At 36.3% G+C, this 20,099-nt stretch carries 22 protein-coding genes, 2 tRNA genes, 1 other RNA gene and 1 pseudogene; 1 reads left to right on the forward strand and 25 read right to left on the reverse strand.

Translation table 11 applies throughout. The annotated features are described in order from the left end of the window. Window positions 1-8 precede the first annotated feature (8 nt). From rnpB to R8495_RS05350, 6 genes are all read right to left on the reverse strand, one after another. Window positions 9-367: RNase P RNA component class B (gene rnpB / locus R8495_RS05325), an RNA gene on the reverse strand. Window positions 368-392: 25 nt separating this feature from the next. Beyond that, the gene (gpsB, locus tag R8495_RS05330) at window positions 393-767 is read right to left on the reverse strand and encodes a cell division regulator GpsB (RefSeq protein ID WP_317636487.1); all 375 of its coding nucleotides are present in this window, start codon (window positions 765-767) and stop codon (window positions 393-395) included. A gap of 122 nt (window positions 768-889) precedes the next feature. After that, window positions 890-962, reverse strand: a tRNA-Ala gene (locus R8495_RS05335). Between the two features lie 282 nt (window positions 963-1,244). After that, entirely contained in the window at window positions 1,245-2,519 is a 1,275-nt protein-coding gene (locus R8495_RS05340; protein ID WP_317636488.1) for a uracil-xanthine permease family protein, read from the reverse strand. 151 nt (window positions 2,520-2,670) lie between these two features. After that, window positions 2,671-2,943 carry a GIY-YIG nuclease family protein gene (locus tag R8495_RS05345; RefSeq protein ID WP_317636489.1) on the reverse strand — a complete coding sequence of 91 codons (273 nt, stop codon included), beginning with the start codon at window positions 2,941-2,943 and terminating at the stop codon, window positions 2,671-2,673. Continuing rightward, window positions 2,921-3,658: a tRNA1(Val) (adenine(37)-N6)-methyltransferase gene (locus R8495_RS05350; protein WP_317636490.1), complete on the reverse strand. Its 738-nt coding sequence runs from the start codon at window positions 3,656-3,658 to the stop codon at window positions 2,921-2,923. The genes R8495_RS05345 and R8495_RS05350 overlap by 23 nt, the downstream gene beginning before the upstream one ends. A 36-nt stretch (window positions 3,659-3,694) precedes the next feature. On the opposite strand from R8495_RS05350, the gene R8495_RS05355 reads away from it, so the two are divergent. Further along, window positions 3,695-4,348, forward strand: coding sequence for a lysophospholipid acyltransferase family protein (locus R8495_RS05355; protein ID WP_317636491.1), 654 nt, complete (start codon window positions 3,695-3,697; stop codon window positions 4,346-4,348). Window positions 4,349-4,402: 54 nt separating this feature from the next. On the opposite strand, the gene R8495_RS05360 is transcribed toward R8495_RS05355, so the two are convergent. The 19 genes and pseudogenes from R8495_RS05360 to R8495_RS05450 all read right to left on the reverse strand — a co-directional run bounded on the left by R8495_RS05360 (window position 4,403) and on the right by R8495_RS05450 (window position 19,979). Further along, window positions 4,403-4,741: a metal-sulfur cluster assembly factor gene (locus R8495_RS05360; RefSeq protein WP_317636492.1), complete on the reverse strand. Its 339-nt coding sequence runs from the start codon at window positions 4,739-4,741 to the stop codon at window positions 4,403-4,405. Window positions 4,742-4,743: 2 nt separating this feature from the next. Then, window positions 4,744-4,932 (reverse strand): 2-hydroxymuconate tautomerase, encoded by a 189-nt coding sequence (locus R8495_RS05365; RefSeq protein WP_317636493.1) that lies wholly within the window; start codon window positions 4,930-4,932, stop codon window positions 4,744-4,746. Continuing rightward, on the reverse strand, window positions 4,923-6,173 hold the full coding sequence (pepT, locus tag R8495_RS05370; protein ID WP_317636494.1) for a peptidase T: 1,251 nt from the start codon (window positions 6,171-6,173) through the stop codon (window positions 4,923-4,925). The genes R8495_RS05365 and pepT overlap by 10 nt, the downstream gene beginning before the upstream one ends. Then, a complete protein-coding gene (locus R8495_RS05375; protein WP_317636495.1) occupies window positions 6,170-6,961 on the reverse strand; it encodes a Nif3-like dinuclear metal center hexameric protein in 792 nt (263 codons plus the stop codon). The genes pepT and R8495_RS05375 overlap by 4 nt, the downstream gene beginning before the upstream one ends. Next, window positions 6,958-7,638, reverse strand: a complete 681-nt coding sequence (locus R8495_RS05380; RefSeq protein WP_317636496.1) for a tRNA (adenine(22)-N(1))-methyltransferase — start codon at window positions 7,636-7,638, stop codon at window positions 6,958-6,960. The genes R8495_RS05375 and R8495_RS05380 overlap by 4 nt, the downstream gene beginning before the upstream one ends. Beyond that, window positions 7,639-8,952: pseudogene (rpoD, locus tag R8495_RS05385) on the reverse strand (RNA polymerase sigma factor RpoD); the annotation flags it as partial. A gap of 336 nt (window positions 8,953-9,288) precedes the next feature. Continuing rightward, on the reverse strand, window positions 9,289-11,091 hold the full coding sequence (dnaG, locus tag R8495_RS05390) for a DNA primase (protein ID WP_317636497.1): 1,803 nt from the start codon (window positions 11,089-11,091) through the stop codon (window positions 9,289-9,291). Between the two features lie 22 nt (window positions 11,092-11,113). Beyond that, entirely contained in the window at window positions 11,114-13,189 is a 2,076-nt protein-coding gene (gene glyS, locus R8495_RS05395) for a glycine--tRNA ligase subunit beta (RefSeq protein ID WP_317636498.1), read from the reverse strand. Next, a complete protein-coding gene (glyQ, locus tag R8495_RS05400) occupies window positions 13,179-14,081 on the reverse strand; it encodes a glycine--tRNA ligase subunit alpha (RefSeq protein ID WP_425613270.1) in 903 nt (300 codons plus the stop codon). The genes glyS and glyQ overlap by 11 nt, the downstream gene beginning before the upstream one ends. A gap of 60 nt (window positions 14,082-14,141) precedes the next feature. Beyond that, entirely contained in the window at window positions 14,142-14,885 is a 744-nt protein-coding gene (recO, locus tag R8495_RS05405; protein WP_317636500.1) for a DNA repair protein RecO, read from the reverse strand. After that, the gene (gene era, locus R8495_RS05410) at window positions 14,885-15,787 is read right to left on the reverse strand and encodes a GTPase Era (protein ID WP_317636501.1); all 903 of its coding nucleotides are present in this window, start codon (window positions 15,785-15,787) and stop codon (window positions 14,885-14,887) included. Before era ends, recO begins: the two co-directional genes overlap by 1 nt. Continuing rightward, window positions 15,771-16,169, reverse strand: a complete 399-nt coding sequence (gene cdd, locus R8495_RS05415) for a cytidine deaminase (RefSeq protein WP_317636502.1) — start codon at window positions 16,167-16,169, stop codon at window positions 15,771-15,773. Before cdd ends, era begins: the two co-directional genes overlap by 17 nt. Window positions 16,170-16,242: 73 nt before the next feature. Then, a complete protein-coding gene (locus R8495_RS05420) occupies window positions 16,243-16,626 on the reverse strand; it encodes a diacylglycerol kinase (RefSeq protein WP_317636503.1) in 384 nt (127 codons plus the stop codon). Then, a complete protein-coding gene (ybeY, locus tag R8495_RS05425) occupies window positions 16,610-17,080 on the reverse strand; it encodes an rRNA maturation RNase YbeY (protein WP_317636504.1) in 471 nt (156 codons plus the stop codon). The genes R8495_RS05420 and ybeY overlap by 17 nt, the downstream gene beginning before the upstream one ends. After that, the gene (locus tag R8495_RS05430) at window positions 17,081-18,043 is read right to left on the reverse strand and encodes a PhoH family protein (RefSeq protein ID WP_317636505.1); all 963 of its coding nucleotides are present in this window, start codon (window positions 18,041-18,043) and stop codon (window positions 17,081-17,083) included. It abuts the gene before it with no gap. A 27-nt stretch (window positions 18,044-18,070) separates the two neighbouring features. Continuing rightward, a complete protein-coding gene (locus R8495_RS05435; RefSeq protein ID WP_317636506.1) occupies window positions 18,071-18,565 on the reverse strand; it encodes a ribonuclease H family protein in 495 nt (164 codons plus the stop codon). A 44-nt stretch (window positions 18,566-18,609) separates the two neighbouring features. Then, window positions 18,610-18,786: a 30S ribosomal protein S21 gene (gene rpsU, locus R8495_RS05440; protein WP_317636507.1), complete on the reverse strand. Its 177-nt coding sequence runs from the start codon at window positions 18,784-18,786 to the stop codon at window positions 18,610-18,612. 180 nt (window positions 18,787-18,966) lie between these two features. Continuing rightward, window positions 18,967-19,040: transfer RNA gene (locus R8495_RS05445), tRNA-Arg, on the reverse strand. Between the two features lie 54 nt (window positions 19,041-19,094). Beyond that, window positions 19,095-19,979 (reverse strand): YitT family protein, encoded by an 885-nt coding sequence (locus tag R8495_RS05450; protein ID WP_317636508.1) that lies wholly within the window; start codon window positions 19,977-19,979, stop codon window positions 19,095-19,097. Window positions 19,980-20,099 lie beyond the last annotated feature (120 nt).

Raw genomic sequence — 20,099 nt, forward strand, 5'->3', positions numbered from 1 at the left:
ATGCAGGCTTCTATAAGCCATGTTCTGTTCCAAAAATATCTCAGTTAAAATATTTTCTTCGGTAATCATCTGTCTTCGTTTAAACGATATCGACCTAAGTTTGATTCCTCGATCAATATGCCCCTACCTTAGTTTGGGTTGCTCACTCGCGGGGTTTACCCGTTCCACTTATAAATTTCTTTATAACTCGTCTCTGTGGCACTTTATGGAAGTTGACATAGATTAAATCCTTAGCCAATCTATCCGCCGTTACAATAAAAATTGTACCTTGACTTATTGGGTCAAGCACGAACACTATTCGCATTTCAGCGAATGCGAGCATGGACTTTCCTCAGCCAGCATCAGCTAACCGCAATTACCCGAAACCTACACACTGATATATAATAATATAATTACTCCGAATTATCCAGCTTTAGACCGAAAACTTTTCTTTCCAGATTAGAAATACGTTTCAAAATATCATAATTAGTAACAGCACTATTTTTATTCATGTTTCCAGTCTGTTTAGCGACAGTTAGCTGTTTACTTAATTCGTCAACACGACGAATTAAACGTTGGTTCTCTCTTGTCAAATGTTCAACTTCTTGGATATAGTTTTCATAGTCCTTAATGATTTCATCCAAGAATTCATTTACCTGATCTCGATCGAAACCACGCAAGCGTGTATCGAAATTTTTATCGGCAATTTCGCGCGGATTTAAATTAATCGAGAAATTAGTCGATTCGTCTGAACGAGGTTGATTTACCTCTTGCATATTATCCAACATGTTACCTCTACTTATTCAATCTATTTGCATTATATCAAAGCTAGAGAAGATTGTTAACGGCTCTTTTTGATTCAAGTCAAAAGCTTAAAGAAAATCTAACTCTCACTGAGTAAAATCCGAAATGGAGAATATCGGGTTCGAACCGACGACCTCTTACATGCGAAGCAAGCGCTCTCCCAACTGAGCTAATTCCCCGAGACAACAAATAAGATTATACACTTTATTTCAGTTTTTGAGGACTAAAATTTAAAATTATTTAGTACAACTCTTGGGTTCAACCAATTATTTTGAACCAAATCTAATTCGATTTTTGCACGATATGTAAAAATATAGCGCTAATAAACAAAAAGAAACCTTCTCCCGATTGGAAGAAGGCGCCTTTTTGTGAAATATATTGAAAGAATCCGATATTCTTTCAAGACTATTATATTACCATTTTGCCTAATTGGCTAAGGATTTTTTTCGATTTTTGAAATTTTAATTTTCGGATGCAGCTTTTTTAGGTAAAACCAAATTCAAAATAATCCCTAATAATGTTGAAAGGGCGACACCAGTAAATACTAATCCGTGTCCGAGATCTAATTGAAAATTACCAATCCCGGTTACTAATACTGGTGCTGCAATCATAATATTTCTTTTTTTACCAAAATCAACTTTATTGTCAACGATGATCTGTAAACCAGTTGAGGCGATAACTCCATAAAGCATGAAGCCGACACCTCCAATTACTGCTCCTGGAATCGAAGAAATTAAGGCACTTAATTTGCCACAAAAGCTAAAAACGATCGCAAAAACTGCTGCTCCGCCAATTACCCAAACTGAATATACACGGCTTAATTGCATGACACCGATATTTTCTCCATAACTGGTAACTGACGGGCCACCAATCAAACTAGCTGCTATTGAAGCAGTTCCATCGCCCGTTAAGGTTTTTGAAAGTCCCGGATCTTTGAAAAAGTTGCGGTCGGTGATTTTATTTAAGACCATTAAGTGTCCTAAGTGTTCAGAGATAGTAACAAAGGCTAGCGGCGCCATACTAATAATTCCGCTAAGATAAAGTTGACGGCTTTCAAAAATACTATTAAATTTCGGCAAGGCAAACCAACTAGCTTTTGCAATTCCGCTTAAATCGACTAGTCCAAACATCATCGCAAAAAGATAGCCGGTAACAATTCCTAATAAAACGGGAATCATTCCTAAAAATCCTTTTAAAAACATGTTGTAACCGATCGTAAAAAGTAGAGTCAATAAGGCAACTATAAAGATTCTTAGATCGTATTTGCCGCTAGCGACTCCCCCAACTCTGGTGGCATTTAAAGCGGCGGATCCTGCTAAGCTTAAACCAATGACAATCGCAACTGGTCCTACAACTTCTGGTGGAAAAATTTGGTCAATCCAATTAGTACCGACTCTAGCAACAATTAAAGCCACTATGAGATAAACTAATCCGACACTAAAGATTCCTTGGGCTACAGCAGGATAGCCAAACGATTTCATTAAACTGGCCATAGGAATAACAAATGCAAAGCTTGATCCCATATAAGCGGGAATTTTGCCATGTGTGATTAAGATGTGCAGAAGTGTTCCAACCCCTGAGGAAATCAGCGCAACACTTGGATTTAACCCGACTAATAGTGGAACTAAGACCGTTGAGCCAAACATACTAAACATATGTTGTAATGAAAGGCCAAACCAGGTTCCTAAAGGCGGCCGCTCGTTAACGTCATAAATTGCTTGATTTTTATTTGCCATAATTTATCTCCTTTTCTTTTACGCAAAAAAAAACTCCTCTTAGTGAGAAGCGGAGTGAGAATTAAGAAAAAACTACTTGCCAGAGCGTTAATTTGTTTAATCATGATTCCCTCCATATTTTTTGCATTGAAAAATATATTACTCACTTTTTTCAATGATTGCAATGATTTTTTAGATATATTTCTTTTTGTTGGCGGCTTAAGCGTTTAAACTTTAATTCAAAGGAAAGTGCCTCACCTTTACTGGCAAATGTTTCCTGATAGATTAATTTAACCGGTCGGTTGGCGCGAGTATATTTTGCGCCTTTTCCTTCGTTGTGCATTTTGATTCGATGACTAACATCGTTGGTGGTTCCGGCGTAAAAAGCTCCGTTGCGGCAAAGAACCACATAAAAGAAGTATTTATCCATGAATAATTTTTGCAAACTCTTTCGTATATAGATTTTTTCCTTCGTAGATATATAAAGGAGGTGCCACTTTGATTCCAGCGCTACTCTTACCCTTAATTGCTTCAATGAAAACCATATTAGCATTTGTTTGGCGAAATGAATGAATGAATTTTAATTGGTTAATTCCAAGATCATAATGAGCAAATTCGCTTAGTAGTTCAGTTAATCGCTCGGGACGATGAATGAAAAAAGCTCGTCCACCGCTTTTTAATAGGCGTTTACAAGTAAAAAGAATTTCTGTTAAATTAGTTTTGAGTTCGTGTCGGGCGATCGCTAGAGTTTGGTTGGGATTTTGAATCGATTCCGCAGAAACTTTGAAATACGGCGGATTGCAGCAAAGGACGTCAACTGAATCATGTTCCAAATATTTTAACGAATCTTTTAAATCGATATTTAAAATTTTAATTTGTTCCGTTGCTTGGTTTAAAATGGCAGTTCGGCGAGCCATATCCGCCAGCTTGTCTTGAATTTCAATTTCAAAAATCTTAGCTTTTGTTTTGCGCGTTAAAAAAGTTGCAACGGCTCCGTTTCCGGCGCATAGATCAACGACCACTTTTGTCCGCGGCGAAATCCTAGTATAATATGCCAGGATTACTGCATCCAACGAAAAGGAAAAAACTTCTGAACTTTGGATGATTGGCATTTTTTGATCGAAAATATAATCGATCCTTTCATTTTCTTTTAAATTCATTTTACTATCTTAAATCAACGAGGACTGGAGTTTCAAATGTTTTATAAATTCATGAGCTATGTGATCAAGTTTTTAATCTGGATCCTTAACGGCAATGTCGATGTGCAAAATAAGGAAGTTCTTAAAGATAAAACTTATATTTTTGTGGGACCACACCGAACTTGGTGGGATCCGATTTTCACCGCCTATGCCGTTTGGCCACTGCGATTATCTTTTATGACCAAGAAAGAACTTTTTGATAATTTTTTCATTCGATTTATTCTTGTCCATGTCAATGCTTTTCCAGTTGACCGAAAAAATCCCAAACCTTCAGTTATCAAGGTTCCGGTCAAGAATTTAAAATCAGGTCAGCTTTCGCTTTTAATGTATCCATCCGGCACCAGATATTCTGAATCGATGAAAGGCGGCGTCGCTTTAATCGATAAAATGACAAAATCTGAAATTATTCCCGTTGTTTATCAAGGACCAGTCACATTTAAGGGTCTCCTTAAAAGACAACGAATAACGATTCGTTTTGGTGAAGCTTTGGACGTTGATTATTCAATTAAAGATTTTAAAGAGTTCAGCGCTGATCTTGATCAGAAAATGCAAAAAAGTTTTGCAGAGATTGATCAAAAAATTGATCCTAATTTCAAATATATTCCAAACGAGGATAAGTTAGAGCTAGAAAAGAAAAAAGGTCATATTTAGAATATTTTATTTACAAAAAAGCTGCATTAGGTTTTAAACCTCGTGCAGCTTTTTTTAAGCTAGTCCTAAAGCAATTTTAGCATAACGTGAGAGTCGCTCCATCGACCAAGGTGGATCAAATGTTAATTCGATCGATACATCTTTAACTTCTGGGATTTCCATCAATTCGGTTTTAATCATGTCTTGCAGTTCAATCGTTAGCGGACATCCGATTGTAGTCAGGGTCATTAAGATTTTGCAAGTTCCATTGTCGTCAAGATCAATCCGATAAACCAGTCCTAAATTTATGATATCCACTCCAAGTTCGGGGTCGATGACGTTTTCTAACGCAGCAAGAATTGATTTTTTAATATGCTCATCTTGTTGTTCCTGCGTTAGCTTTTCTTCGCTCATGGTTAATCCTCGTCGCTTCTCAACTTGCCAGCATCTGCTAAACGGCTTGCTGGTAATTCATTTAAAACAATATGAACATGCTCAGCAGGTGCGTTAAGATCTTTGCCGATTACCTCAGTAATGTCTTTTACTAACTTACGCAATTGATCTTCAGATCTACCTTCAATAAAATCAATATGAACTAAGGGCATTTTTGGTCCTCCTTTTCTGCATTTAACTTAATAATTTGGAGCAAAACGTCGGTTGCCTGCTCCATTGTTTGCAGTGATACATACTCATAGCGACCGTGCATGTTTTCCCCACCCGCAAACAAGTTAGGGGTTGGTAGTCCCATCAACGAGATCTTTGAACCATCCGTTCCGCCACGGACTGGCGAAATAATTGGAGTAATCCCAAGATCAGTCATCGCTTTTTCGGCAAGTTCAACCACTTCCATGTGGTCTTTCATCACCTCTGCCATATTATAATACTGATCGTGCATTTGTGCTTGCACGCAATTTTCGCCGTATTTTTGATTTAAGCGTTTAACAATTTTAGTAACTAGATTTTTGCGTTCTTCTAGACCGCTACGCTCAAAGTCTCGAATAATATAAGACATTTTCGCTTCATCAACTGCTCCTTCTAAAGATGTCAAATGAAAAAATCCTTCGCGATCTTTGGTATTTTCTGGAAATTCGTCTTGTGGAAGCGAGTTATGAAAATCAATTGCGACTTGTAGCGCATTAATCATTTTTCCGTAGGCAATGCTTGGATGAATATTATAGCCTTGAACTTTAATTGCCAGACTTGCTGCGTTGAAAGTTTCCCATTCTAACTCTCCAAGCGGTCCCCCATCGACGGTATAGGCAAAGTCAGCACCAAATTCAGCGACATCAAACTTATCAGCCCCGACCCCAATTTCTTCGTCCGGACCAAAAGCAATTCGGACCTTACCATGTGAAATTTCAGGATGATCGATCAAGTACTCCATCGCACAAACAATTTCGCTCACTCCCGCCTTGTCATCAGCACCCAACAAAGTTGTTCCGTCCGTTGTGATCAATGTATCTCCAGCATAATTTTTTAAATTCGGTGAATCTTTTGGATCAAGGACGAATCCGCTATTGGCTAACGGAATTGGACTTTTGCCATCGTAATTTTCAATTATTTGAGGATTAATATTTTCAGAATTAAAATCGGCAGTATCGACATGACTTATTAAGCCTACAACAGGCACTTTTTGTTCGATGTTGCTATTAAGCGTAGCAGTTAGATAAGAATTTTTGGGATTATACGAAACTTCAGATAGTCCAATTTCTTTTAACTCATCGGCTAAATCTAACAAAAAATCTCGCTGGCTTGCAGTCGAAGGAATTGTTTTACTCGATTCATCCGAGCGAGTATTGATTTTGACGTAATTTAAAAAACGATCTTTAAGTTTTTGATATTTCATTTATTCTCCAATCCAGGAATTTCCATTTCATCTAAGGTATTAGCTTCGATGGTAAAATCAAAATTTTCTTGAAGTAAGTTTGCCATCTGTCGCGCGAAGATTTTTTCTGCCACGTGCCCGACATCAAGAACTGCGTAATTAGCAATTTGAGCATCAAGGAAATCGTGGTACTTGACGTCCCCCGTAATAAAAAGATCGACGCCGCTTTTAAATGCTGGCTCGATAAATTCAGCTCCGGCACCCCCTAGAATGCCGATTTTTTTAAAACTTTTTCCGTTATCCAGCAGCTTGATCATTTTAAGACCTAATTCATGTTTGAAAATCTCAATTATTGCTTCAATTTCAAGCGTTGTGTCTCCCATTCTGCCCATCAAAAGTGTCCCGCTGGTGGTTTTAACGGGACAGATTCCCTCAATGTTTTTTAGCCCGATTAATTCTGCGAGCCAGTCGTTCATTCCGTTTTTGCCGACGTCAAAATTAGTATGCATGCTGTACACGTTGATTTGATGATTAATAATTTTTTGATACATCTGATTGCGCGCATCACTTAAATCGAGAACTTGGATCGGGTGAAATAAAAGTGGATGATGACTAACAATTGTGTCAAAATTATTTTTGATCGCATAATCAACTAGATTAGGGGTTACATCAAGCGTTGTGATGATTTTTTGGACTTTTTGTTTAGGGTCTCCGATCTGTAAACCGACGTGATCCCAAGTCATTGCATCAGATAAGGGATATAAATTTTCTAAAAATTCCATCACCGATTCTAATAAGTCATTTTTCATAAATTTTCCTCGATCAATTTAATTTCTTGTGCCAAATCAGCAGAAAAAACGGGCTGACGAGATTCTTTTTGCTGACTTTGGATAAATAGTCTCTTCTGGAGTTCTTTTGTCCATTTTTCTTGAAAAATTTCATTTTTTTCATGTCTTAGCAAGGGTCCCATCAGAAGATCGGCAGCATCGTAAGCAGGTGGCTTAGGGCCCTTGTGGGCAGCAATTATTTCATAAATTTTGCCTTGTTCTTTAATAATTTTCTCATCAGTAATCATAAAATTGTGACTGTTAAGCCATTTTCGTAAATGAATTTCACTAGCATGAGGCGCAAAAATATAATTGACTTGTTGGGTTAAATCATTAGCGTCTTCCATAATTTCAGCCATCAATTTTCCTCCCATTCCAGCAATAACGATGGTATCAATTGAATCCTCTTTTTTGATTGGAACGAGTCCAGGACCTAACCGAGTTTCGATTTTGGTTTGTAAACCATGGTGTGCGATGTCTTTTTGAGCATTAAAAAGAGGGCCAGCGCCGATGTCTGTTGCATAGACATAGCGAGCCCTCCCACTTTGAATCAAATAGATCGGCAAATAAGCATGGTCGGTCCCGATATCAGCAACAACAGCTTGGTCATTTTTAACCAGTTCAGCAATTGTTTTTAATCTTTGATCAATTTTTATCACTTATAGAAAGTCCTTTAACTGTCTCGAACGACTTGGATGCTTTAATTTTCTTAAGGCTTTTGCTTCAATCTGACGAATTCGTTCTCTAGTAACGCCAAACACTTTACCGACCTCTTCAAGCGTTCTAACTCTTCCATCATCTAAGCCAAAGCGTAGGCGTAAAACATTCTCTTCTCTTTCGGTTAAAGTGTCGAGAACTTGTTCGAGTTGTTCTTTTAAAAGTTCATATGATGCATGTTCTTCAGGACTAGTAGCATCAAAATCTTCAATAAAGTCACCTAAATGCGAGTCGTCTTCTTCACCAATTGGCGTTTCAAGAGATACGGGTTCTTGAGCAATTTTTAAAATTTCTCGAATTTTAGATGTTGGTAAATCCATTTCCGCGCCCAATTCTTCTGGTAAAGGATCTCGTCCCAAATCTTGCAGAAGCATTCTTTGGATTCTAATTAGTTTGTTAATAGTTTCGACCATATGAACCGGAATTCTAATTGTGCGCGCTTGATCGGCGATTGCACGGGTGATTGCTTGTCTAATCCACCAAGTTGCATAAGTTGAAAATTTAAAGCCTTTGGTATAGTCAAATTTTTCGACAGCTTTCATTAATCCCATATTGCCTTCTTGAATTAAATCCAGAAACTGCATTCCTCGACCAACGTATTTTTTGGCAATTGAAACCACTAACCTTAAATTATCCTCTGCGAGAGTTTGCTTAGCCTCCTCATCTCCTGCTTCAATTCTCTTTGCAATTTCAACTTCTTCTTCGGCTTTTAGCAAAGGAAATTGGCCAATTTCTTTTAAGTACATCCGAACAGGATCATTGACTTTAACTCCTGCTGGTGCAGATAAATCCTCTTTTTTGACTTTCTCGTTTTCGGCTTTTAAAGCAATTTCAGTAGGCTCACCTTCCTCATCGACAACACTAATACCTTCATCCTCAAGGCGACCAATAATTTTTTCAAGTTTATCACTATCTTGCTCACCAGATAAATCTAGTTTACTAGCAAGTTCATCATAGGTAATCTCATGAATTTTTTTGTACTTGTTGACTAATTTTTGAAAATCGACTTCTTTTTGATTAACAGCTGGCGCAGTTTTACTATTAGTTTTATTTTGCTTAGCAGTGGATCGAGTCGTTTTCTTTACTGTTTTGGCATTAGACGCTTTAGTCGCAGTTTTACTGGCAGTTGTTTTAGCCTTAGCTGCTTTAGTCGCAGTTTTACTAGCAGTTGTTTTAGCCTTAGCTGCTTTAGTCGCAGTTTTACTAGCAGTTGTTTTGGCCTTAGTTGCTTTAGTCGCAGTTTTACTAGCAGTTGTTTTGGCCTTAGTTGCTTTAGTCGCAGTTTTACTAGCAGTGGCCTTAGTATTAGACGCTTTAGCTGCAGTTTTACTAGCGGTTGTTTTGGCCTTAGCTGCTTTAGTCGCAGCTTTACTGGCAGTTGTTTTGGTATTAGACACTTTAGCCGCAGTATTAACGTTTTTGGTCTCCGTTGCTGAAGATTCAGGAGCTTTACGCGAAGTTTTTTTAATTTTTGCAGTTGCAGGAATTTTTAATTTCGAACCTTTAGTTTTGACAGGGGTAGCTTTACTCCTTGTTTTTTCTACTTTGTTCTTCGCTGATTTGTTATTTAGATTTTCTTTTTTTGCCGCCATTTAAGATACCTCCTGCTGTTTTAAGCGAATTAATTCGATTAACTCTTTAACACTTTGGTTCAATTTTTCTTTCTGGCCTAACTTTTCATATTCTTCAATTTTCAGTTTGGTTCGGAATATTTTGGTTTCGAGCTCTTCTTTTTTGATAACGTTAATTAATTCTGAAATTTCCTTTTCATCAGTTTTGACCGGACGATTGAGCGAATTTACTGAGGTTGCTATGTTGGATAATTCAGGCGGTAATTCGTTTAGAAACTCATAAAAATGAATATCCCCCTGGTTTTTATGATAATATTGGGAAAATAATTCATAAATAATTTGGTAATCGGTGTTTGGAAAAACCCAATTGTATTTTTGATTGAGCCAATCAGAAATATTATTGTTAAATATCAAAAATAATATTTCTTGTTGGGCTCTTTCAAATTTATTGTCTATTTTAGTTCTAGGCGAATCCTCAAGCGACCTAATGATTCGAGTCTTACCTTGTTTTTTAACAACATGTTGATTAAATTGATTTTGCAAATTTAACAGACTTATTCCACTAATTTGCGCCAGTTCCTTTAAATACAATTCTTTTTGAACAAGGTCATCTTTTAAATCAACGAATTTGTTTAAAATTCGATCAATAAATTTTAACAATTCTTGTTCGTTTTTCAGATCAATACCTTCTTGATAGTAATCTAGTCGAAATCGATATTTAGAAACGCGATCTTTATTGACTAGTTTTTTAAAACTATCAGAGCCGTATTTTTTGATGTATTCATCAGGATCTAGTCCGCCAGGAATTGGCGCCACCAAAACTTCCAAATTGTGTTGATTATTCAAATTGTCAATTGCTTTATCAATTGCAGCTTTACCAGCGTCATCGCCGTCATAAACTAATACTACTCGATTGGCAACTTTATTTAATAAACCAAGCTGATGTTTGGTAAAACTGGTTCCCATTGACGCAACAATATTTTTAACCCCAGCCTGCCAAGCACTAATTACATCAAAATATCCCTCCAAAAGGATAACTTCATGAACTAATGAGATTTCTTGTTTAGCAGCTGAGAGGTTGAAGAGTAAATTTCCTTTGTTAAAGACATCGCTTTGTTTACTGTTAAGATAACGAGGCTCTTTTATATCTTGCTGATGTAAAGCACGACCACCAAACCCAACTATGTTTCCCGAATCATCTGTAATTGGAATCATCAGACGATCTTTAAAATAATCATACAAGTCTGAATCAGTACCTGAAACTATGTTGCTCTCTAAGATACTTTGGGTATTAAAATCGTTATTTTGTTGTAACGATTCAGCTAAAAGATTATTGTCGGGTGCATATCCTAATCGAAAGTGTTCAATCGTTTCTTTTTCAATTTGTCTTTGCTCTAAATAATCAAGCGCTGGTCGACCGAGTTCAGTATGTTCTAAAATGTGATGATAAAAATCACGAGCGAAGCTCAGAACTTTGGTAACTGGTTCATTAATTCTTTCTTTGGAAGAATGAGTCTGATATCGGTAGGAATCAAAAGGAATTCCACTGATTTGGGCTACTTTTGCGACTGCTTCAACAAAATTCAGATTGTCAATCATCATCATAAAAGAGAATACACTGCCCCCTCTTCCGCATGAAAAACAATGAAATATCTTTTTATCTTCACTGACCGAGAAGGAGGGAGTTTTTTCGTTTTGAAACGGACATAAACCAAAGTAATTAGCACCTTGTTTTTTCAGCTGGACATATTGACCAATAACATCAACGATGCTCGCACGCTGTTGAATATCGTTAATTATTTCTGTTGGAATCCTTTGTGCCAATAAATTACCTCATTTTTGAAAATTAAATAACAATTTGAGTTAAGTCGCCAAAATTCTTGATCAAGTTAAGGAGCTGAGTCATCTGGATATAGCGATTTTCTCGCAATTTTTGATCATCAACATTAATCATTGTTGCGTTGAAGTATTTAATAATTGTAGGAGTCAGTTGCTCGAATTTCTCGTACAATTTGTCTAAATCATGATTTTTTTGCCAATCAGCTGAGATTTCGACAACTTCTTCATGAAGTTGTTTTTCAAAATCATTTTCAAATAACTGAGAGTTGACGTTTTTACCCTCGTAATCTGCAGGATTTTCTTTTTTGAAAAGTCTTTGCACTCGTGATAAATTTTGGATGAGTGAAACAAATAATTCATCTTGACGATGACGATTTAAAACTTGTGCAGCTGTTTCAATTTCAGTTGGATTTAGATCATTAATTGCCCGAACCGTCTCACTTAGATCATGTGACACTTTCTGTTCACTTAACTGTTGATCAATGCGATCTCTAATGAAATGATCGATGTCTGAGTAATGATTTTTTAACCCAGCAGGATCTATTAGATATCCTTCACCTTCAATTAATTCTTTAAACAAATCAGTCAACGAAATGTCCCAATGATTATGGCTCATAATTCTCACAATTCCTATTGTCTGTCTTCTTAGAGCGTATGGATCATTTGATCCGCTAGGAATTTTTCCAATACTGAAAAATGAAAGCAGTGTATCAAGCTTATCAGCTACAGCTAGAATAGAGCCGACAACAGTTTCCGGCAAGGGACCATGAGCAGAAATTGGAAGATAATGCTCAAAAATTGCTCCTGCTGCCTCTTCATCGATTCCTTTGAGCTTGGCATAAATTTCCCCCATCACTCCTTGAAGTTCGGCAAATTCGCCAACCATTTGAGTGACAAGATCAAAATCGTAAATATCTCCAACTTGAGCCAAGTTATCCCGTTGTTTAGAAGAAATTTGTAAATGATCAGCTAAAAGAAGCGCAATTTTTTTACTGCGTCTCATTTTATCGTAAATATTTCCCAGTTCATCGTGGAAGTTCACATGTTTTAAGCGTTCAACACATTCTTCGATTGAAAGCTGCTGGTCTTCTCGGTAAAAGAATAAAGCATCTTCTAAACGAGCGGTTAAAACTTTCTCATTGCCTTTAATGACGTTTTCAAGATGATCTTTAGTTCCGTTGCGGACTGCAACAAATTTTGGCAGCAATTTGCCATTAGCATTAGTTACATAGAAATACCTTTGATTATCTTTCATCGAAGTAATCAATACAGCATCAGGAATTTCCAAATATTTTTCTGCAAAACTACCCATTAAAGCCGTTGGATATTCAACGATATTTACAACTTCATCCAATAAAGAATGATCAACTTGAACGTCGAAATGATTTTCACTAGATAATGTTTGAATTTGATCGAGAATCGTTGCTTCCCGCTTCTTTTGATCAGCAATTACGTATTGTTCTTTAAGAGCTCTCTCGTAATCTTCTGCTTTACTAAGTTCAATTTCCGATCCTAAAAATCGATGTCCCCGAGTTGTTCTGCTAGCTTCTATTCCTAAAATAGAAAATGGCACAACTTCATTGTCAAATAGAGAAACAAACCAATGAAATGGGCGAATATATTCAAAAGAATTGTTTGCCCAGCGCATCCGGGTCTTAAAAGTCAAAGACTCAATAACTTCCTTGATTCTGGGTAAAATTTCGACAGTTTTTTTCCCTGGAACGTTCTTTTTTACAAAAAGATATTCGGTTCCTTTAATTGTAGTTGTTGTCAACTCATCTGGTGAAACTTGATTTTTGTGAGCAAAACCAAGTGCCGCCTTACTCCAATTACCAGCATCATCTTTGGCGATTTTTGAAGCTGGTCCTTTAGCTTCGACCTTTAAATCTTCTTGTTTTTCAGCAATATTTTCAACTAAAAGAGCTAACCGACGTGGGGTCGAAAAATCTTTAATTTTACTGTAATTAATTTTGTTACTTTTAAGAAAATCAGCTGTTTTGTTTTTAAATTGTTCAATCGAATCGTTAATAACATTAGCTGGCATCTCTTCAAGACCGATTTCAATTAAGTAATTATGATTCATTAACTTTGTCCCCTTTATCTTTGAATAAGCGATCATCTTTCAATGGGAAACCAAGTTTTTCTCGTTCTTCAATGAAGACTTGCGCAACTCGATGAGCCATCCGGCGAATTTTTGCCATGTAGCCAGCACGTTCGGTGACAGATACGACACCGCGAGCGTCAAGCAAGTTAAACGTGTGTGAACACTTTAAAATGTAATCGTAAGCTGGATGAACTAGACCTAAATCAAGTAGATGATATGCTTCATGCTCATCCATTTTAAAAAGTTCAAATAACATTTTTTCATCACTAACTTCAAAAGAGTATTTAGAGTGTTCAGCCTCTGGTTCAAAGAAAATATCACGGTATTTAACACCATTACCCCATTCAAGATCATAAACAGAATTAACGTTTTGAATGTAAGAAGCAAGACGTTCAAGACCGTAAGAAATTTCGCTGGTCACTAGATCAACAGGAATTGAACCAACTACTTGGAAATATGTAAATTGTGTAATCTCCATGCCATCTAGCCATACTTCCCAACCAACACCTGCACAACCCATTGAAGGATTTTCCCAATTATCTTCAACAAAACGGATATCATGTTCAAGGGGATCAATTCCTAAATAACGCAAACTATCAATGTAGTAGTCTTGAATATCTGTAGGAGATGGTTTCATCACAACTTGAAATTGATGATGCTGGTACAATCGATTAGGATTTTCCCCATATCTACCATCAGCAGGCCTTCTAGAAGGCTCAACATAAGCCGCATTCCAAGATTCAGGACCGACTGCGCGCAAAAATGTGTAAGGACTCATTGTTCCCGCACCTTTTTCTGTATCATAGGCTTCCATTAAAAGACAGCCTTTTTTACCCCAAAATGTTTGGAGCCTCAAAATTATCTCTTGCATAGTGAGATATTGTTGTTGCATCCTAATTCCCCAATCTTTATTTAAAATTCATTCTTTATTTTACGATTCATTGTTCAATTTATCTATAAATGATTTTGTTTTAGGATAAATTCCAATATAATTACTGTAAATTTCATCACATGTATTACGCAAAACTTTCATGTTTTTTGGATCGATTTGCATTTTTGACAATGATTCAATTGAACCAACAGTCAGAACCTGTAAACACTTTACCATTCTTTGATCAAGATGAAATCGAAATTTATCTTGATCTTGATGATTTTGGCAAAGCATCCCATTAAACTTAAATGACAAATCAAGTGGTAAATCTTCACGCCCGCACACTGCACAGGAAAAAAAATTAAAATTCACTCCAAAAGATGATAGTAGTTTCAGTTCAAATGCATGACTCATTGTTTCAGGGTTAGCATTTTTCTCAATTTGATTAAGAGTACTCTTTAAAACTCGAAACCAGGCAGGGATGACTAAGTTATCTTCAAAAGCACTGTCAATTAAGGAGAAAATATATTGAACGTAAGAGCTCTTGTCAAGATCGGAATAAATTGATGAGTATAAATCAGCCGAATTAACTTCATTAATAAACGAAAATCCGTGGTTAGAAATGCGTCCGGCATAACTACCTGCGGTAAAATCTTGCAAACCATAATTTAAGTGATAACGTCTTTGATGCGCATGACCGACAAAAAAAGTATGTTTACCAAAGTCATCAGTTAACATTTTGATCAGCAAGTCATGTTCACGATATTTCCTACGGTAAAAAACAATCCCGTTAAATTCATCCATCAACGTTTTTCTTTGCGGTAACCCAAGCTATTCAAATAAGTTGTGGTGTTGCGCCATTTTGGAGCTTTTTTGACCCAGAGCTTTAAATTGACCTTTTCACCTAACAATTCTTCGATTTGTTTACGAGCGTGAATCCCAATATTTTTAATCATTGAACCTTTGGACCCAATAATAATCTTTTTTTGTGAATCTCGCTCAACATAAATTGTTGCTTCGATCAACCGTTTACCATTTTCAAATTGGCTCATATCAAGAACTTCGACGGCACTTGCGTGCGGGATTTCTTCACTAGTTAACTCTAAAATGGCTTTTCGTACCAGCTCTGCAACAAAGAAAATCGTTGGTTTATCAGATAAGTCATCAACATTAAATAAAGGTTCACCTACCGGTAGAAATTTAATAATTTCATTTGGAAGTTCAGAAAAATTTTGTCCTGTCACAGCTGAAAGTGGAATTATTTTTTCGTATTTTAAATGTTGGTGAAAATAGTCAGTAATCGAAAGCAAGGTATCAGGGTGAATTAGATCAATTTTATTTAGAACAAGAATAACTGGTACCGATTGAGCGTTCAATTTATCGATAACGTATTGTTCCCCTTTGCCTAATTTAACCGAAGCATCGACAACATAAAGAATTACATCTGCATCTTTGAATGATTGATACGAATAGTCGTCCATTTGCTCACCTAAAAGATCTTTAGGTTTATGGATTCCTGGGGTGTCAATAAAAACAATCTGCTCTTCTTCAGTGGTATAGATTCCTTTGATCGAATTGCGAGTGGTTTGCGGTTGAGAAGTTACAATCGATAGTTCAGATCCCAAAAAACGATCCATCAATGTTGATTTACCAGCATTTGGCCGACCTACAATAGCTACAAATCCAGATTTAAACACGGCGATCATCTCTTAAGTTAAAACTAGCAGGAAATAATTCTTGAAATCGATAACTTTTCTGTAAGCCATTAATATTTGCTAAAATGATTTGCATATCAGAATCAAAGAATTCAGACATTACCTGGAGGCATGCCCCACAAGGAATCGTTACATCTTTAGTGTCACCAATTACTACAAGCTTTGAAAAATGATGATATCCTGCAGTAACTGCCGCAAAAATTGCATTACGCTCAGCGCAGCTGGTCAATCCGTATGAAGAATTTTCAATATTGCATCCCTCAAAAATAACACCATCAGTTGTTAGTAAAACTGCCCCGACGTCAAAATTAGAATACGGAGTATAAGCGCGTTCTCTAACCTTTAACGCTTCTTGAATTAGATTTTCATCCATTAAAACTACCTGTCTTTCTTTGTTATCTCCCACCATTGTATCAAATGCTTCTAAATATAGAACTAACAAGATTTTAAATGTGAAAAATTTTAGCTAAGATAATTACTGCGGTAATTATAACTAGACAAGCAGATAAAACAAACACTGCCGCCGCCGCCATATCTTTTAAATGCTTCACTTCAATGTTAAATTCTTCGCCCCACATCTTATCGATTAAACGTTCAAAAACTGTATTTACAATTTCCAAACTAACGATTAGGACCCAATTTAAGAAACAAATAATCATTTCAACCAAAGAGAATCTAAATATTTTAGCCAAACATCCAATAACAATAAAAACGACTAAATCGATTCTTAAATTTCGCTCTTGGCTAAATGCAAAAAAAATACCGAAGACAGCCGCTTTAGCAGCTTGAAATAAGTTTCGATGTTTAAATTTGCTATTTTTGAAGGCCATAGGATTTAAGAATCTCCTCTTGTAAGTTTATCATTTCGTCTTCCTGTTCAGAAGTAGTGTGATCGTATCCGCTTAGATGGAGTAATCCGTGAATTACAGTGTATCCTAACTCCCTTTCAACGCTGTGACCAAGATCTCGGGCCCTTTTAAAGACGAAGTTAGGTGCAATGAAGAGATCACCTAGGTCACGAGGAATACCTTGATCAGCAAGCATTGATAAAATTTTTGTATCTTCACCATCTTCAATAGCGAAACTAATTACATCAGTAACCCGGTCTTTGTTTCGGTAGTTCTTATTTATTTGATGAATTTCATCGTCAGAAACAAAAGTAATCGAAACCTCTGTATCGTCACGATGGTTAAGTCTTTTACCACCCAATTCAATCAAATCTTTGACTTCTTTTAAATATTGTTCTGGTAAGGAAGCGTCTTTGATCTTTATTTCAAGTTCCACTCAACTACCCTTCTTTTCATAAGCTTCAATAATTTTTGATACCAAGTGGTGTCTGACGACATCTTTTGCTGTAAACTCAATAAGGCTGATTTCCTTAATTTCTTTTAAAATTTTGGTAGCTTGAACTAGTCCACTTCTAGTATTGGACGGTAAATCAATTTGTGAGATGTCACCATTAACGATCATTTTAGAGCCTAATCCAAGTCTAGTTAGAAACATTTTCATTTGAGCAGAAGTAGTATTTTGAGCTTCGTCTAAAATGATGAATGAATTATTTAAAGTTCGTCCTCTCATATAAGCCAGGGGTGCAATTTCAATAACTCCATGTTCGATCATGCGAGCGCTTTGATCAGCACCTAAAACTTCATCCAAAACATCGTAGACTGGTCGTAAATAAGGATCAACTTTCTCCTTTAAATCACCCGGTAAAAATCCGAGACTTTCCCCAGCTTCAACAGCAGGTCGCGTCAAAATGATTCGATCTACCTGGTGAGATTTTAAACTAGCAACTGCCATTACAGCTGCTAAGTATGTTTTTCCAGTACCAGCAGGACCAACCCCAAAAGTAATGTCATGATTTCTAACCGCTTGAACAAACTTTTTTTGAGTTTCATTTTTGGGGCGAATCATCGTCCCTTTTTTGGAACGAAAAATGGCTTCGTCAAAAAAATCTTGGTCTTTATGTTTTTGGTTCAAATCAGGGTCTAATAATCTTTTGACATCAGTTAAAGTTAAATCAATATCTGAATCAATCATTTTTTCTAATTGAGTGATCACTTCTTTAGCAGTTAAGGCTTGTTCTTTTGCACCCCTAACATGCAACTGCCCATCAGCAACATTGATTTTAACGCTGAGTGTCTTTTCGATTAAGTTTAAATAAACATCGTTAATCCCAAAAAGTTGAAAAATGTTAGCTGGATAAGGCAAAAAAAGTTCAAATTGATCTAATGATGTATTTTTCAAATAAACTCCCTTGAATTGTAATTTCATTTAATGAGTATTTGAACTCATTTTATCCATTGTTTTATTTAATGCTTGATCAACAAAAATATTTCCTTTATTCACTGAATGTCCTTTAACCCAAACAAACTTAATTTTTGAAAAAAGTCTCAGTAATTGATATATTTCTTGCCAAAGATCTTGATTAAGAACTTTACCACCGTCAGATTTCCGCCATTTTTTTTTAGCCCAACCATCGAGCCAATTCTTATTAATTGCGTCGACTAGATATCTAGAATCTGAGTAAATAGTAATTGGATAATCATTGCCTTTGGACTGATCAAGCTTTTTTAGCGCTTTTAAAACAGCAGTTAGTTCCATCTGATTATTGGTTGCGCCGAGAACTCCATCACTTGCATAAAATTTTTTTTCGTCATAAGTAATTAGGTAAGCCCAAGCCGCTAAATCAGTTGCTTGAACCTTACCACCTTTATAATTTCCAGTGTTTCTGGTACCACCATCGGTGTAAACTGTAATATTTGGCAAAACAACCCTCAATACAAAAAGAGACAGTTAAAGCTGCCTCTTTCTTATTTTTTCTTTCTCTTGCGTGCTGCTTCAGACTTTAACTTACGCTTAACACTTGGTTTTTCATAGAATTCCCGTTTACGATATTCTTGTAACGTTCCGCTCTTTGAAACTGCCCTTTTAAAACGTTTTAAAGCATCATCAAGAGATTCGTTCTTTCGAACAATTGTCCTCGTCAAAATTCAAACCCCCCTCCGCTTACAAATTAGTAATAATATTACTAGGATATTTGCTTATTGTCAAATGTTAACCACTACATTTTCACTTTCCAAAAAAAATTGCAGATTAAACATCATCAAAGGTCCGATTTCTTTAAGAGTTTTCGAACCTTTTTGTAGCCTGAGTATTAGAGTAAAAAATGTCACAGGTGAGATTCGAACTCACGACCTACGGTTTAGAAGACCGTTGCTCTATCCAGCTGAGCCACTGTGACGCAACATTTAAAATTATAAATAAATTGAATGATAATTGCAATACTTTGGAGCATTTATGCAACTTTTTTTTCATAAAAATTGCCGTAAAGCTTTGCTACACTAGTGATACTAACAAACGAATGTGGATCAGTTTCTTTCATAATTTGTCTAAAATCGTACAACTCATAGCGAGATATTATTGTCAGAAGGATCGTTTTTTCATTTTTAGAGTACGCACCTTTTGCTTCGCCGATGATTGTTACTCCGCGATGCATGCCAATCTTGACGTTTTCGATTACTTTTTTCGGTTGGTCAGTAACTATTATAACCTGCATTCGTTGCTGTTGAGTATATAAAGCGTCCATAACCCTGGCACTGACAAAAATTCCGATGGCACTATAAAAAGCGGTGGGCCAGCCAAAGAGAATAGCTGAAGCTAACAAAATGAAAAAATTGAAGATCATATTGATATTACCAATAGAACGTCCGGTTTTCCGGCGGACCAATATTCCGATGATGTCTAGTCCGCCTGTAGAAATGCCAATTCTAAGTGCAAAACCGGTTCCTGCACCGTTAATTAATCCGCCAAAAACTGCGTTAATAATCGGATTAGTAGTTAAAGGTTCCCCTGAAACGTAATGCATAAAAATTGTCGAAAGTCCTAGTGAAACTAAAGTATAAAAAGTAAAATGATGACCGATTTTCTGCCAAGCAATTATCATTAAAGGAATGTTTAAGACAAATAACATCACTGGCGTCGTTAAAAAATTTAGATGAAAGTAGCGTATGCTGATCGTTTGAATCAGCTGAGCAAGTCCCGTTACCCCTGAACCATAGAGATTACTTGATGACCAAAAAACGTTGATTGCAATGGTGACGGAAATTGCATAGGTGATTGCTGCCATTAATTTATTCCAACGTTGGTAACGATGAAATATTTCTGAAAAATTTGTATTCATGATCTGATCCCCAACTTTATTTTCAACAACCCTGTAATTATAACGGGAAATCGAGAAACATGTTGATTTTTTTATAAAAAATTTCAGATTATAACATTTTCTAAACGGTAACTGATGAAT

The organism is Xylocopilactobacillus apicola (assembly GCF_033095985.1).
Classification (GTDB): domain Bacteria; phylum Bacillota; class Bacilli; order Lactobacillales; family Lactobacillaceae; genus Xylocopilactobacillus; species Xylocopilactobacillus apicola.